The 13,687-nt window shown below is 67.5% G+C and carries 14 protein-coding genes; 7 read left to right on the top strand and 7 right to left on the bottom strand.

What is annotated here, in order from left to right; all coding sequences use genetic code 11:
- Positions 1 to 7: 7 nt before the first annotated feature.
- Positions 8 to 1,297, top strand: a complete 1,290-nt coding sequence (gene aceA / locus L2Y94_RS01490) for an isocitrate lyase (protein ID WP_247372538.1) — start codon at positions 8 to 10, stop codon at positions 1,295 to 1,297.
- 428 nt (positions 1,298 to 1,725) lie between these two features.
- Here aceA and L2Y94_RS01485 read toward each other — a convergent pair whose 3' ends face one another.
- The 3 genes from L2Y94_RS01485 to L2Y94_RS01475 all read right to left on the bottom strand — a co-directional run bounded on the left by L2Y94_RS01485 (position 1,726) and on the right by L2Y94_RS01475 (position 4,453).
- Complete coding sequence (locus L2Y94_RS01485) at positions 1,726 to 2,250, bottom strand: hypothetical protein (protein ID WP_247372537.1); 525 nt, start codon at positions 2,248 to 2,250, stop codon at positions 1,726 to 1,728.
- 273 nt (positions 2,251 to 2,523) lie between these two features.
- Positions 2,524 to 4,026, bottom strand: a complete 1,503-nt coding sequence (locus L2Y94_RS01480) for a YifB family Mg chelatase-like AAA ATPase (protein WP_247372535.1) — start codon at positions 4,024 to 4,026, stop codon at positions 2,524 to 2,526.
- Between the two features lie 172 nt (positions 4,027 to 4,198).
- Positions 4,199 to 4,453, bottom strand: coding sequence for an accessory factor UbiK family protein (locus tag L2Y94_RS01475; RefSeq protein WP_247375391.1), 255 nt, complete (start codon positions 4,451 to 4,453; stop codon positions 4,199 to 4,201).
- 191 nt (positions 4,454 to 4,644) lie between these two features.
- Between L2Y94_RS01475 and glnK the strand changes: the two genes are divergently transcribed.
- Complete coding sequence (gene glnK / locus L2Y94_RS01470) at positions 4,645 to 4,983, top strand: P-II family nitrogen regulator (protein ID WP_144912813.1); 339 nt, start codon at positions 4,645 to 4,647, stop codon at positions 4,981 to 4,983.
- 5 nt (positions 4,984 to 4,988) lie between these two features.
- Here glnK and L2Y94_RS01465 read toward each other — a convergent pair whose 3' ends face one another.
- Positions 4,989 to 5,537, bottom strand: coding sequence for a CcdC protein domain-containing protein (locus L2Y94_RS01465; protein WP_247372533.1), 549 nt, complete (start codon positions 5,535 to 5,537; stop codon positions 4,989 to 4,991).
- A 105-nt stretch (positions 5,538 to 5,642) separates the two neighbouring features.
- Positions 5,643 to 6,383, bottom strand: a complete 741-nt coding sequence (gene gpmA, locus L2Y94_RS01460) for a 2,3-diphosphoglycerate-dependent phosphoglycerate mutase (protein ID WP_247372531.1) — start codon at positions 6,381 to 6,383, stop codon at positions 5,643 to 5,645.
- Positions 6,384 to 6,654: 271 nt separating this feature from the next.
- Here gpmA and L2Y94_RS01455 point away from each other — a divergent pair, with 271 nt between their 5' ends.
- Positions 6,655 to 7,302: a DUF4097 family beta strand repeat-containing protein gene (locus tag L2Y94_RS01455; RefSeq protein WP_247372529.1), complete on the top strand. Its 648-nt coding sequence runs from the start codon at positions 6,655 to 6,657 to the stop codon at positions 7,300 to 7,302.
- Between the two features lie 48 nt (positions 7,303 to 7,350).
- Here L2Y94_RS01455 and hemF read toward each other — a convergent pair whose 3' ends face one another.
- Together hemF and L2Y94_RS01445 are read right to left on the bottom strand one after the other, a co-directional pair.
- A complete protein-coding gene (gene hemF / locus L2Y94_RS01450) occupies positions 7,351 to 8,253 on the bottom strand; it encodes an oxygen-dependent coproporphyrinogen oxidase (RefSeq protein ID WP_247372528.1) in 903 nt (300 codons plus the stop codon).
- An 80-nt stretch (positions 8,254 to 8,333) separates the two neighbouring features.
- The gene (locus L2Y94_RS01445) at positions 8,334 to 9,038 is read right to left on the bottom strand and encodes a YdcF family protein (protein WP_247372525.1); all 705 of its coding nucleotides are present in this window, start codon (positions 9,036 to 9,038) and stop codon (positions 8,334 to 8,336) included.
- A gap of 120 nt (positions 9,039 to 9,158) precedes the next feature.
- Here L2Y94_RS01445 and L2Y94_RS01440 point away from each other — a divergent pair, with 120 nt between their 5' ends.
- Genes L2Y94_RS01440 through L2Y94_RS01425 form a run of 4 tightly spaced genes read left to right on the top strand, consistent with a single transcriptional unit; the run spans position 9,159 to position 13,522 of the window.
- Positions 9,159 to 10,361 (top strand): beta-ketoacyl-[acyl-carrier-protein] synthase family protein, encoded by a 1,203-nt coding sequence (locus L2Y94_RS01440; RefSeq protein WP_247372523.1) that lies wholly within the window; start codon positions 9,159 to 9,161, stop codon positions 10,359 to 10,361.
- Complete coding sequence (locus tag L2Y94_RS01435) at positions 10,358 to 11,158, top strand: beta-ketoacyl synthase chain length factor (protein ID WP_247372520.1); 801 nt, start codon at positions 10,358 to 10,360, stop codon at positions 11,156 to 11,158. Before L2Y94_RS01440 ends, L2Y94_RS01435 begins: the two co-directional genes overlap by 4 nt.
- Positions 11,155 to 11,901, top strand: a complete 747-nt coding sequence (locus L2Y94_RS01430; protein ID WP_247372517.1) for a glycosyltransferase family 2 protein — start codon at positions 11,155 to 11,157, stop codon at positions 11,899 to 11,901. Before L2Y94_RS01435 ends, L2Y94_RS01430 begins: the two co-directional genes overlap by 4 nt.
- Before the next feature lie 25 nt (positions 11,902 to 11,926).
- Entirely contained in the window at positions 11,927 to 13,522 is a 1,596-nt protein-coding gene (locus tag L2Y94_RS01425) for an NAD(P)/FAD-dependent oxidoreductase (protein ID WP_247372515.1), read from the top strand.
- Positions 13,523 to 13,687 lie beyond the last annotated feature (165 nt).

Genomic DNA, 13,687 nt, shown 5'->3' with positions numbered 1-13,687 from the left:
GACTAAGATGAACATGCATACCGCCAAGCAGATCGCGATGGACTGGGCGACCAACGAACGCTGGTCCGGCATCGAGCGACCCTACACCGCCGACGACGTCGTCCGCCTGCGCGGCACCGTGCAGGTAGAACACACGCTCGCTCGCCGTGGCGCCGAGCGTCTATGGCGCGCCATCCACGACAAGCCCTACGTGAACGCCCTCGGTGCGCTCACCGGCAACCAGGCGATGCAACAGGTGAAGGCCGGTCTCGAAGCGATCTACCTTTCCGGATGGCAAGTGGCCGCCGACGCGAACACCGCCGGCACCATGTACCCCGACCAGTCGCTGTACCCCGTGGATGCCGTACCCAACGTCGTGCGCCGGATCAACAACACGCTGCTGCGCGCCGACCAGATCCATCACGCGGAAGGCAAGGACGATCGCGACTGGCTCGTGCCCATCGTCGCCGACGCGGAGGCCGGTTTCGGCGGCGTGCTCAACGCCTACGAACTCATGACCCACATGATCGAGGCGGGCGCCGCGGGCGTGCACTTCGAAGACCAACTCGCCAGCGCGAAGAAATGCGGCCACATGGGCGGCAAGGTGCTGGTACCGACGCAGGAAGCCGTGCAGAAACTCATCGCCGCCCGCCTGGCCGCCGACGTGGCGGGCGTGCCCACGCTCATCGTCGCGCGCACCGACGCGATGGGCGCGGGGCTCGTCACCTCGGACATCGACGAGCACGACAAGCCGTTCCTCACGGGCGGACGCACCGTGGAAGGCTTCCACGAAAGCCGCGAGGGCATCGAGCAGGCCATCGCGCGCGGCCTCGCGTATGCACCCTACGCGGACCTGATCTGGTGCGAGACGTCCACGCCGGATCTCGAACAGGCGCGCCGCTTCGCCGAAGCGATCCACGCATCCTTCCCCGGCAAGAAGCTCGCCTACAACTGTTCACCCAGCTTCAACTGGAAGAAGCACCTGGACGAAACCACCATCGCCGATTTCCAGAAGCGCCTGGGCGACATGGGTTACGCCTTCCAGTTCATCACCCTGGCCGGCTTCCACGCCCTCAACCACTCGATGTTCCAGCTCGCCCGCGGCTACCGCGACCGCCAGATGGCGGCCTACGTGGAACTGCAGGAGGCTGAATTCGCGGCGGAAAAAGACGGCTACACGGCCGTGAAGCACCAGCGCGAGGTGGGCACCGGCTATTTCGACGCCGTGAACCAGGTCATCGCCGGCTCCCTCAGCTCCCTGTCGGCCCTCAGCGGCTCGACGGAGGAGGCCCAGTTCCATCCGGCCTCGGCGGCCTAAAAAAAACGACCCACGCAAGGATGCGCCGGCCGTCAATAAGAAATGTGGAGTCAGTTCAAGGCCGGGCCCCGGTGCTGGAGCGGGGGGAGGGAGGGGTATCCAGCACCGGAGCGGGGCAGGCAGCCCTTTAGCAAACCGCCTGGTACAGAATTCTCCGCCCGGCCTTCCTATTTGTCAACCCGTGAGTACATGAAATAAGTTTCACCCGCGAGGGGGACGGATTTCGCGGAGCGACTACCACGTATCCGAGCAGCTCCTCTGGATTTGCGGCAAGGCGCTTCACCCCCCGCCATCGGGCCGGGTCATTCCCGTGTGCGACGGCGAGCCCGGCAGGTGCCTTCAGGGCACCGATAACGATGCAAGCGGTGAAGTCCTGGATAACTTCACGCCGGCTAGCGGATGAGGCACCGTGCAACGGGGACTTGGCGTTATGGTAGCCCTAGCGCGGCGGTTGGCGGCGCTGTCGGCGAGACGGCGGGCAGGCTCCTGCCCAGGCTTACCTTGACGGTGTTTAGCGCGGAAGCTTCCAGGGTCGCCAGTTGCTCATAACGTTCGGTCCATGCCTGTGATCCGGGAATGCCGCCGGGCCGCCATGACTGACGCGAAACAAGGCACGGTGAGCACGCTTCGCCGGCTTTGCCGGTGAACCGAAGTTCGACCACCTCAGCGCCATCCTGTCCAACGCGGGTAAAGGTGAACTTGCGCGTCGCGGTCCACATGCCGTCGGGTGCCGTCGATTCGTCGCTACTCGCTATGACGAAGTTCCGGCTCTGGAACGCCGCTTCATAAATACGCACGAGATCGCCGGGCATCAGACCGGAGTGTGCGATCTCACCCCCCGGACCTGTCTGCGCAGTGACTTCGATCGGCGCAGAACTGGATGCTGCCAACAGGAAAGACGAACAGATCAACTTGAGCGTAGCGACACGACGCCCTTTCGAATGCTTAGCCATATCCATTTCCCCCTGTCACCGCGGCCGCGCCCGTGCGCCGCCCCTCTGACGGCGAACGCCGGGACGGTATCGAAGAGGCGAAACACTCGCAATATGCCGCAATTTCCTTCGAGGACGGCTCGTAACGCAGTCGGCACAGGACAGGAGGGTCGTCATGCGCCGGGCGGCCCCGAAGTGCCGTCGGGTTCGGTGGCGAGACCCTAATGTCGCGAGGCGCTGGGCTCCCGCTTTCGCGGGAGCAACGTGAGGGAGATGGAACGTGCCGATGACGACTTAGAAGCGTCGGTAGTGCAATGCCTCGGCGAGATGTTGTTGCTCCACGCAACCCGCGCCCCCTTCGAGGTCGGCGATGGTGCGAGCCACGCGCAGGATGCGGTGATAAGCGCGCGCGGAGGCGCCGAGCTTGTCGAGGGCGGCTTCCAGCCAGGTCTTCTCGGATGGCGGCAGCGCGCAGTCGCGTTCGAGGTTCACGACGCTGAGTTCGGCGTTGCTCTGGCCAGCGCGCAGAAGGGCTTTTTCGCGTGCGTTGACGACGCGGGCGCGCACCGTCGCGCTGTCCTCGTCGAACGGCGATGCGGCGGCGAGCAGCGCGGAAATGGGTACGCGCGGCACTTCCACGCAAAGGTCGATGCGGTCGAGCAGCGGGCCGGAGATGCGGGAGCGATAACGCTGCACCTGGTCGGGCGTGCAGCGGCATGCGTGTTGCGGATCGCCCGAATAACCGCAGGGACACGGGTTCATCGCGGCAACGAGCTGGAATTCGGCGGGGAACGTCGATTGACGCGCGGCGCGGGAGATCACGATCTGGCCGGACTCGAGCGGTTCGCGCAGCACGTCGAGCACGTGACGGGGAAACTCGGGCAGTTCGTCGAGGAAGAGCACGCCGTTGTGGGCCAGCGAAATCTCGCCGGGACGCGGCGTGGAACCGCCGCCGACCAATGCGGCGCCGGACGCCGTGTGGTGCGGCGCGCGAAACGGCCTTCGGCGCCAGCCGTCGGGATCGATGGTTTCGCCGGCCAACGAACGGATGGCGCAGCTCTCCAGCGCCTCGGTTTCGGTCATCGACGGCAGGATGCCCGGCAGGCGTTCGGCCAGCATCGTCTTGCCGGTGCCGGGCGGGCCGATCATGAGCAGGTGGTGGCCGCCGGCGGCGGCGATCTCGAGGGCGCGACGGGCCTGGTGCTGGCCACGGATGTCGCCCATGTCCGGGCCGCCCTGCGGCAGGTCGTAGAAATCGGTGGACGACGGCGGGATGTCCAGCTCGCCCTGCCCGCGCAACCAGGCGCATACGTCGGCAAGGCTGTCGGCCAGGAGCACGTCGGCTTCGCCGATGAGCGCGGCTTCGGCGGCGTTGGCGCGTGGCACCACCACGCGACGGCCGCAGCGGCGGGCACGGATCAGCGCGGGCAGGATGCCGGGCACGGCGCGCAACTCGCCCGACAGGGCCAGCTCGCCGAGGAATTCGCAGTCGTCCAGGCGTTCCCTGGGCACCTGGGCACCGGCGGCCAGGATGCCCAAGGCGATGGCGAGGTCGAAGCGACCGCCGTCCTTGGGCAACTCGGCCGGAGCGAGATTCACCGTGACCCGGCGGTTGGGGTATTCGAAGGCGGTGCTCTGGATGGCCACCCTCACGCGGTCGCGCGCTTCACGCACGGCCGCCTCGGGCAACCCGACGATGGAGGTGCTGGGCAAGCCGCCGGAGAGATGGACTTCGACCACGACCTGCGGCGCGGCGACACCTTCCTGGGCTCGCGAGAGAGTGACCGCGAGACTCATGGGAGGCAATATCGTAACCGGTAACGGATGTCGCCGTTAAGCGAACGTCGGCGATCCTGCCAGGATCTTGTTCGCATACGCGCTCCTTGCGCCGGCTGCAAAAATAACCGCCCCCGACCGCTCTCGGGGTGAGGGTGACGGATCGGGGACGGTCCCGGGATGTGCGGCCGTCCTATTGGCCGCGGTGCGCAGCGCTGATTTCGAGGTCGGCGATGCGCTTTTCCAAACTTTCGAGCCTTTCGCGCGTCCTGGCCAAGAGCTGGCTCTGGACGTCGAATTCCTCGCGGGTTACGAGATCGAGGCGGCGTAGTCCTTGCGCCAGAATGTCTTTGAAGTTGGCGTGCAGATCCTCACGCGCTTGCGCCAACCCTGGCGGAACCAACGATGCCAATCTCTGTGCGAGTTGATCGATACCCTGCACATCCATCTTGCGCACCTCGATGTCGTGGAATGAATTCTAAGTGATGCAATTGTAGGCGCTATAGGCGTACGCCCACAGAGCTTGTAGGGTTTTTCCTACAACCACTTTAGGACCACTACCGGGCAGACGGCTGTCGGCCCGGGTGGCACAATGGTCGACCCGCGCGGCGATGCCCGCCGTGCCCGAAGGAGCCCTACATGAAGCTGGTGGTCGCCATCATCAAGCCGTTCAAGCTGGACGACGTCCGAGAGGCCCTCGCCGACGTGGGCGTCCAGGGAGTCACGGTGACCGAGGTGAAGGGGTTCGGCCGCCAGAAGGGGCATACCGAGCTCTACCGGGGCGCCGAGTACGTGGTCGACTTCCTGCCCAAGATCAAGCTGGAGGTGGCCGTGGCCGACGACCAGGTCGAACGGGTGATCGAGGCTATCCAGCAGGCCGCCCGCACGGGCAAGATCGGCGACGGCAAGATCTTCGTCAGCCCGCTCGACCAGGTGATCCGCATCCGTACGGGCGAGCTGGACAACGACGCCCTCTGACGGGCTTACGCCAGCTGGGCCTGCCGCTTGAAGCGGCGATGGTGCAGCAGGATGCCCGCGTAATAGACCATGTAATAACCCAGCGTGAGGCCCACCACGGTCATCGTCAGCGGGCTGTTACCCGGCGCCGGGGCATGTTCGGCAGCGGCACCGCCGCCGAACATGGGCGCCAGCACGAGGAAACGCCAGGCCAGGCGGCCGAGCAGCAAGGCCGTCAGTGCCGCGCCCACCCAGGGGTTGGGAATGTAGACGTCCTGCCCTTCCCCACCGATCTCGAAGCGGGTGAACTTCAACCCCACCAGCAAGGCCAGTACCGCGCCCGCCACGCCGCCGGCCAGCACGCCCTCGGCCAGGCGCACGTCCTGGAGCCCCGAAAGCATGGACAGGGCCAGCACCACGGCGAAGATCGCCACCCTCACGGTCATCCGCTTCGTATGGATCGGCTGGCGACCGAAACTGCGGCGCACGCGCCGGTAGATGACGAACAGCATCAGGGCGCCGACGGCGATCGGGGTGTAGAGCGAAGCGGGCGACGGGATGGCCTGGGCAAGCATGGCGAAACTCTCGCGTGTCGGGATGGAGGCCAAGGTAGCGGGCGGCGCCCGTCCCCGCGAGGGCCGGTCGCCACCCGTTGCGGGTGACGACTGTCAGGCGGCGGATCAGGCCTTGGCCTTGCCCTGGTTGGCGACGGCGGCCATCTTCGCCTCGATCTCGGCCTGGTCGCCCAGGTAATAGTGCTTGACCGCCTTCAGGTCCGCGTCGAATTCGTACACCAGCGGGATGCCGTTGGGGATGTTGAGCTCGGCGATGTCGTCGTCGGAGATACCGTCGAAATACTTCACCAGCGCGCGCATCGAGTTGCCATGGGCGGCCATCAGCACGTTCTTGCCGCTCTTGATGGCCGGCGCCAGCACCTCGTTCCAGTAGGGCAGCACGCGGGCCACGGTGTCCTTCAGGCACTCGGTGAGCGGCAGTTCGGCGATGCCGTCATAGCGGCCGTCGGCGGCGAACGACATCTCGCCCGGCTTCAGCGCCGGCGGCGGGATATCGTAGCTGCGGCGCCAGATCTTCACCTGGTCGTCGCCGTACTTCGCGGCGGTTTCCGACTTGTTGAGGCCGGTGAGCGCACCGTAGTGCCGCTCGTTGAGGCGCCAGTCGGTGACCACCGGGATCCACATGAGGTCCATTTCGTCCTGCACGTGCCACAGGGTGCGCACCGCGCGTTTCAGGTACGAGGTGTGGGCCAGGTCGAATGTGAAACCGGCCTCCTTGAGCAGGCGGCCGGCTTCGCGGGCCTCGGCCACGCCCTGCTCGCTGAGGTCGACGTCGGCCCAGCCGCTGAAGCGGTTTTCGAGGTTCCAGGCCGACTGGCCGTGGCGGATCATGACGAGCTTGTACATGGCGTCCAACGCTGGGAGGGAAAGGGATGATGGTGAAACGTCGTCCCGGGGAGGTCAACTCGCAGGGTATGCGAGTGGGCCGCTGCGCGGCCTGTGGGCGCGGCGCCTTTGGCGCCGCCGGAACCGTAAGCCATGACTGGCAACTTGCGGTTTCACGGCGGCCGCGACTTCCAGGCCGCACGGCGGCCGACTCACCCTGCCGTTAGTCACGCTAAACCTTGCGGCGCCAGGGCGCATCCTACGGTTCTCGTCCAACAGTGGAGCTACCCCCATGCGTCGTACCCTGATGTCCCTTCTGGTCGCCCTGGCCGTCTCCGGCGCCGCCCTCGCCGCCGACGACATCAGCAAGGTCAACGGCGGCGCTACCGTCGAGGCCGGCGGCAAGGCCGGTAACGTCCATTCGGTCAACGGCTCGGTGCGCATCGGCGACCGTGCGGTCGTGGAGAAGGCCGGCACCGTCAACGGCGCCGTCGAGCTGGGCGAGTCGGCGGCCGCCAGCGACGTCAAGACCGTCAACGGCACGATTACCCTGCACCGCAATGCGCGCGTGTCGGACGAGGTGGAGACCGTCAACGGCCGTATCTCGCTCGACAGCGGCGCCGACGTGAAGGGCAAGCTCTCCAACGTCAACGGTTCCATCGAACTCGACGGCGCCCACGTCGGCGGCGGCATCGAGTCGGTGAACGCCGACATGGACATCAACAACTCGAAGATCGAGGGCGGCATCCTGGTGAAGAAGCCCCGGATGGGCTGGCATGTCAACAACGATCGCAACCCGAAGATCGTGATCGGGCCGCATTCGGTGGTGCAGGGCACGATGACGTTCGAGCGCGAGGTGGATCTCTACGTCAGCGATTCGGCCACCGTCGGCAAGATCGAAGGGGCGACGGCGAAGAAGTTCTCCGGTAGCGCTCCGTAAGCACTCCCTTCCGCAGGCCCCCTCGCGGACCCTGTCCGCGAGGGCGGCTTACAGCCAGTCGCGGGGCTTGAGGTACTCGGAGAGCTTCGCCTCGGCGCTCCCCGGCTCCGGCGCATACGCATACTCGAACCGCACGCGCGGCGGCAGGCTCATCAGGATCGACTCCGTGCGCCCGCCCGATTGCAGCCCGAACAACGTGCCGCGGTCGTAGACCAGGTTGAATTCCACGTAGCGCCCGCGCCGGTAGAGCTGGAACTCGCGTTCGCGCTCGCCGTAGGGCGTGTCCCTGCGCCGCTCGACGATGGGCAGGTAGGCGTCGAGGAACCCGTTGCCCACGTCCCGCGTGAAGTCCATGCAGCGGTCGAAACCGCCCTCGTTGAGGTCGTCGTAGAAGAGCCCGCCGACCCCTCGCGTTTCGCCTCGGTGCTTGAGGAAGAAGTACTCGTCGCACCAGCGCTTGTAGCGGTCGTAGACGTCGTCGCCATAGGGCTCGCACAGGTCGCGCGCCACGGCATGCCAATGGCGCACGTCCTCGTCGAACGGGTAGTACGGCGTGAGGTCGAAGCCTCCGCCGAACCACCAGACCGGTGGCACGCCTTCTTTCGAGGCTTCGAAATAACGCACGTTGGCGTGCGTGGTGGGGACGTACGGGTTACGCGGGTGGAGTACCAGCGACACGCCCGTCGCCACGAAGCTGCCACCGACGAGGTCGGGACGGTGCGCCGTGGCGCTGGGCGGCAACTGCGTGCCCGACACGCGGGAAAAATTCACCCCCGCCTGCTCGAACACCGCGCCATCGCGCAGTACCCGCGTACGGCCGCCCCCCCCGGCGGGACGCGTCCAGGCATCCTCCTCGAAGCGCGCCTGACCGTCGACATCCTCGATGGCTTGGCAGATGCGATCCTGGAGGCCGCGAAGGAAGGATTCGGCGAGATCGGCTTGTTCGGACATGGGAAGCTCTCGGCGGGACTGCGCGAAGCTTAGCAAGTGCCGGCCCGTCGTCCCTGCGGCATGCGACCGCGCATCGCTGATCAGGTCACGCGCGCGACCATGCGCCGGTTGCCGGTCAGGGCGGCCCAGCGCAGGCCGGTATCGATCCACATGATGTAGCCGGCTTCCATCGCGAGGCGCACGACGTAACGGCGGGAGAGCCGAAGGCGGTCTTCCGCCGCCAACGGGCTCGCGTCGAAACCCAGGCGCGTGGCGAGGTACATGCAGCGGGCCAGGTGGTAGCGGCTGGTCACCAGCCAGACGGGCGGCAGCGGACCGCCGTCGTCGTCGCGCAACAACTCGCGCGCATGGCGCAGGTTCTCCAGCGAGTCGACGGACACCTGTTCCAGCGTCAGCGGCACGCCGGACGGCCAGTCGCCTTGCCGCAACCAGTGTTGACCCGCTTCGGCCTCGCTGGTCCCGCCGTCGGCGGAACCGCCCAGCAGAAGCACGCGATCGGCCCGGCCGTCGAGGGCGTCGCGTCGTGCCCGTTCGAGGCGGGCGATGAAATCCGCCTCGGGCCGCCCCTCGACCAGCCGCCGCCCGAAGACGAGCAGCGTGCCGCGATGCCCGGCTTGCGCCGGCGCGTGCCGGGCGAGACGCCACGTGCGCATGAGATGGACGACATAGAGAAGCCCGAGGGTGCCGATCACGGCAAGCAGCGTGACGAGGGCGGCGGCGAGGATGTCGCGGTCGCCGAGGTATCGCCACACGCCCCGGCGCAGGGGTTTGAGCAGGCCCGACATCGTCCGTTCGCAGGTGTGCATGAAAACCCGAGTCTGTCGTTCCGCGCGACGCCATGCAATCGCTGAACCGGAAACCGCCATTCACGCCACGCAAGCCAGCAAAAAGGATAGGCTCGCCGCATGCCTCATCCCATGCCTCCCCTGGCCGTCCGGGCCTACACCGCTACCTCGACGCTCGGTCGCGGCCTCGCCGCCCATGCCGACGCCCTCGCCGCCTCACGCGGCGGCCTCACGCCCAACGATGTCAGCAGCAAGCCGCTGGCCTGCTGGATCGGTCGCGTGAGCGGGCTGGAAGATTCCCCCCTGCCGGGCGAATGGGCCGAGTGGGACTGCCGCAACAATCGCCTGGCCTGGATCGCCTTGCAGCAGGACGGATTCGCCGAGGCCGTGCGTGACGCACGCGCACGCTACGGCGCGTCGCGCGTGGCCGTGCTCCTGGGGACGTCCACCTCGAGCATCGGTGCCACCGAGGAAGGTTATCGCCGACGGGAGCAGGGGCGCATGCCGGCCGACCTGCACCGTCCGGCGCTGCACTCGCCGCATTCGCTCGCCGGCTTCGTCGCGGCGTACTTCGATCTCGAAGGCCCGTGCCTCACCGTCGCCACGGCATGCTCGTCGAGCGCGAAGGTGTTCGCGAACGCCGAGCGGATGATCCGCCTGGGCCTGGTCGACGCCGCGATCGTCGGCGGTACCGATACGCTCTGCGACAGCGTGCTGTTCGGTTTCAATTCGCTGGAACTGGTCTCGCCCGAACCCTGCCGCCCCTTCGACGCCGAGCGCCAGGGCATCTCGCTCGGAGAGGCCGCCGGCTTCGCCCTGCTCGAGCGCGTGCAAGAAGGCGACGACGCGCCCCTGTTCGTCGGCTACGGCGAGGCCAGCGACGCGCACCACATGTCCACCCCGCATCCGGACGGGCTCGGCGCCGAACTCGCGCTGCGCGATGCGCTGGCGCGCGCGGGACTCGCGCCCGAAGACGTGGATTACATCAACCTCCACGGTACCGCGAGCCAGAAGAACGACGAAGTGGAAGCCGCCCTGGTCGCGCGGACGTTTCCCGCGTCGACGCGGGCCAGTTCCACGAAGGGCTTCACCGGGCACACGCTGGGTGCCGCCGGCGTCCTGGAAGCCGCGATCACGCTGCTGGCCATGCGCGATTCGCTGGTGCCCGCCAACCTCGGCGCCGTGTCGCCCGACCCGGGCTGCGGACCGCAATTCGCCTGGCAAGCCGAGCACGCCGACATTCGCATCGCACTGAGCAATTCGTTCGGCTTCGGCGGCAACAACGCCTGCCTGGCGTTCGCCCACGCGGGAGCCGCCCCATGAGCCCGGCACTGACCGTGTGGGTCAAGGGCATCGGCCTGTGGGCGCCGGGCGCCGCCGACTGGCACGCCTTCGTCGACGTGGCGCGCGGCGCCGCGTCCCCCGGTTCGACGGAGCGGCCCGTGGCCGACATGCTGCCGCCGAACGAACGCCGCCGCGCACCCGAGAGCGTCCTGCTGGCCGCCGCCGCAGCGGGCCAGGCCGTGCGCATGAGCGGTCTCGATGCCGCCACCCTGCCCTGTGTGTTCGCCTCGGCGCATGGCGACCAGGCGATCACCGACTACATGTGCGAAACGCTCGCGACGGCGCCCACCGAACTGTCGCCTACGCGGTTCCACAATTCCGTACACAACGCGCCCGCGGGCTACTGGACCATCGCCACGCGGTGCCATGCGTCGTCCAGTGCCATATCCGGCGGCGAAACCTCGTTCGGCGCCGCACTGCTGGAAGCCGCCGCACTGGCCGTCGCCGACGAATGCGACGTGCTGCTGGCGAGCTACGACATCGCCGGCACCGGCCCGCTCGGCGAGATGACCAGCAGCACCGGTCCCTTCGCCTCGGCACTGGTGCTGTCGCCGCGCCCCGAGGGCGCGGCCGCCTGCCTGCGCATCTCGCCGGAACCCGGCAACAGCGGTATGGAAGCCAGCGGCGACGAATGGTTCGACGCCATCGTGGCGAGCAACCCCAGCGCCCACGGGTTGCCGCTGATGACGGCGCTGGCCCGTACCCGATCCACCGCGCTGCGCATAGGCGCGGCGCGCGGGCTCGATCTCCACGTCGACCTGGCCTTCGCCGCATGAATCCGGCCAACGGCTCGTGCTGCGTACTGATTCCCTGCCTCAACGAGGAACGGGCGATAGGCGGGGTGGTGGCCGATGCGCTGGCACTCGGCCTGCCCGTCATCGTGGTGGACGACGGCTCCGACGACCGCACGCCGGAGATCGTGGCCGCCCTGCCGGTCACGCTGTTGCGCCATGCCCACCGCCGCGGCAAGGGTGAAGCGCTGCGCACGGGGTTTCGTGAAGCGCTGCGCATCGGCTACGACAGCGTGGTGACGATGGACGGCGACGGCCAGCACCTGGCATCGGACATCCCGGCCATCCTCGAAGCCAGCCGCCTCTACCCCGGCCGCATCGTGATCGGTGCACGCCTGCTCAACCGCGAGCAGCAGCCCACGGGCCGGCGCCGGGCGAACGCGGTCGCCGACTGGGGCATTTCATGGGCCTGCGCCTGCCCCATCGCCGATACGCAGAGCGGCCAGCGCCTGTATCCGCGCGCCGTGCTCGACCTGGTCGACCTGCCCGCCGAACACTTCGTCTTCGAGGCCGCCCTGCTCATCACGGCCTGCCGCGAACGGGGGATCGACGTGGTCTCCGTGCCCATCGCGTCGCGCTACCAAGGCAATTTCCGCCTGAGTCATTTCAAGCCGGTGCGTGACGTGACCCGCATCACCACGTATACCATTGGCCGCCTGATCCACTACGGCAGCATCCTAGCCAGTTACCGGCGCTCGCGCGCCACGCCAACCATCATCGCGCACTGACCATCCACGCCGGGGGACCGCACGCATGGAAAGCACGACGCACGAGGCCATCATCATGGGCGGAGGGCTCGCCGGCCTGTCGCTCGCCATGCAGCTCAAGCGCGAATACCCCGACATCGACGTCGTGGTGCTCGAACGCCAGAAGCGCCCCCTGCCCGACGCGGCCCACAAGGTGGGCGAATCCACGGTGGAGATCGCCGCGCACTACTTCGCCGACACGCTGGGCCTGCGCGACCACCTCGAGCAGGCGCACATCCGCAAGTTCGGCTTCCGGTTCTTCTTCTCGGACGGCCGCGACGACCTGGCCGACATCACCGAACTGGGCGTCAGCGCGGTGCTGCCCACGCCGAGCTACCAGATCGACCGCGGCATCCTGGAAAACTACATGGGCGAGGAAGCCCGCCGGCGCGGCATCGATTTTCGCGAAGGCGTGACGGTGCGCGGCTTCGATATCGCCACCGACGACGCGTTGCACGCCGTGCGCTACGCCGATGCCGACGGCGAACACGTACTGCGGGCACGCTGGCTCATCGATGCGTCCGGCCGCGCCGGCCTCATCCGGCGCAAGCTCGACCTCACCCTCGACAACGGCCACCACGCCAATGCCGTGTGGTTCCGCATCGACGAACGCCTCGCCATCGACGGCTGGTGCGACGACGCCGAGTGGAAAGGCCGTTGCCACCCGCCCGAGCGCTGGCGTTCCACCAACCACCTCGTGGGGCCGGGGTACTGGGTGTGGCTGATTCCCCTCTCGTCCGGCGCGCATTCGGTGGGCATCGTGGCCGACGCGGCCATGCATCCGCTGGAGACCATGAAGACGTTCGACCTCGCCCTCGACTGGCTGCGCAAGCATCAGCCGGTCGTGGCCCGCGAGGTCGAGAAACACCAGGACAAGCTGCTGGACTTCGCCTTTTTCCGCAACTACTCCTACGGCTGCTCGCGCATGTTCTCGGCGCATCGCTGGGCGCTCACGGGCGAGGCCGGCGCGTTCCTCGATCCGTTCTATTCGCCGGGCAGCGACTTCATCGCCATCGCCAACACCTACATCACGCTGCTGGTCGGGCACGACCGCCGGGGCGTGTCCATCGCCCCGCATGCGCGGCAGTACGAACGGCTGTTCCTCACGTTCTACGAGAGCACGTTGCGCATGTACCGCGGGCAATACAACCTGTTCGGCGACCCGGAAGTGCTGCCGATCAAGGTGATCTGGGACTACGCGTATTACTGGGGCGTGCTCTGCCAGATCGTGTTCCAGAATCGCCTCGGGGACGGCGCGTTCATCGCCCGCATGGGCGACGACATGGTCGCCGCCTCGGAGCTGAATACGCGGATGCAGGCGTTCTTCCAGCGCTGGCACGCGTGCTCCGATCACCGCAATCCACGCCAGATGCTCGACCAGCGCGACCTCACCTGGTTCGCCGACATGAACCGCACGCTGCACGATCAGCTCGACGACGCGTCCCTCGCGGAACGACTGCGCAACAACGTGGCGATGATGCGTTCGCTGGCGGCATGCACCGTCGAACGGGCCGGCGCGGATCACCCGGAGTTGTTCGAGGGCATGGAGGATCTGGTCGGCGAGGACGCGGGGCGGGCGATGTACGAGGAATGGGTGGCCTGAGCTTTCGCGAAAACCATCGCGCCTCACCGCAGGCACCGGCCTGCGACGAGAGGCGTACTCGGGCGACAGGGTCTCAGGCCCTGAGACGAGGGCCGTGCAAACTTTCCCCATCGACCCGGAAGGGGCCGGTCAGGCTCCTCATCAGTCACCCTTTCACGCAACCCC

Source organism: Luteibacter aegosomatis (assembly GCF_023078455.1).
Lineage (GTDB): Bacteria > Pseudomonadota > Gammaproteobacteria > Xanthomonadales > Rhodanobacteraceae > Luteibacter > Luteibacter aegosomatis.
The sequence above is the reverse complement of the archived record's forward strand: the minus strand, read 5'-3'. Positions and strand labels throughout refer to the sequence as shown.

What these genes read in the sequence shown, in the direction of transcription:
- L2Y94_RS01430 (WP_247372517.1), top strand. Translation starts at nt 11,155, where the DNA reads ATGAATCCGGCCAACGGCTCGTGCTGCGTACTGATTCCCTGCCTCAAC.
- hemF (WP_247372528.1), bottom strand. Translation starts at nt 8,253, where the DNA reads ATGTCCGAACAAGCCGATCTCGCCGAATCCTTCCTTCGCGGCCTCCAG.
- L2Y94_RS01425 (WP_247372515.1), top strand. Translation starts at nt 11,927, where the DNA reads ATGGAAAGCACGACGCACGAGGCCATCATCATGGGCGGAGGGCTCGCC.
- L2Y94_RS01465 (WP_247372533.1), bottom strand. Translation starts at nt 5,537, where the DNA reads ATGCTTGCCCAGGCCATCCCGTCGCCCGCTTCGCTCTACACCCCGATC.
- aceA (WP_247372538.1), top strand. Translation starts at nt 8, where the DNA reads ATGAACATGCATACCGCCAAGCAGATCGCGATGGACTGGGCGACCAAC.
- L2Y94_RS01440 (WP_247372523.1), top strand. Translation starts at nt 9,159, where the DNA reads ATGCCTCATCCCATGCCTCCCCTGGCCGTCCGGGCCTACACCGCTACC.
- L2Y94_RS01445 (WP_247372525.1), bottom strand. Translation starts at nt 9,038, where the DNA reads ATGTCGGGCCTGCTCAAACCCCTGCGCCGGGGCGTGTGGCGATACCTC.
- L2Y94_RS01480 (WP_247372535.1), bottom strand. Translation starts at nt 4,026, where the DNA reads ATGAGTCTCGCGGTCACTCTCTCGCGAGCCCAGGAAGGTGTCGCCGCG.
- gpmA (WP_247372531.1), bottom strand. Translation starts at nt 6,383, where the DNA reads ATGTACAAGCTCGTCATGATCCGCCACGGCCAGTCGGCCTGGAACCTC.
- L2Y94_RS01485 (WP_247372537.1), bottom strand. Translation starts at nt 2,250, where the DNA reads ATGGCTAAGCATTCGAAAGGGCGTCGTGTCGCTACGCTCAAGTTGATC.
- L2Y94_RS01475 (WP_247375391.1), bottom strand. Translation starts at nt 4,453, where the DNA reads ATGGATGTGCAGGGTATCGATCAACTCGCACAGAGATTGGCATCGTTG.
- L2Y94_RS01435 (WP_247372520.1), top strand. Translation starts at nt 10,358, where the DNA reads ATGAGCCCGGCACTGACCGTGTGGGTCAAGGGCATCGGCCTGTGGGCG.
- L2Y94_RS01455 (WP_247372529.1), top strand. Translation starts at nt 6,655, where the DNA reads ATGCGTCGTACCCTGATGTCCCTTCTGGTCGCCCTGGCCGTCTCCGGC.
- glnK (WP_144912813.1), top strand. Translation starts at nt 4,645, where the DNA reads ATGAAGCTGGTGGTCGCCATCATCAAGCCGTTCAAGCTGGACGACGTC.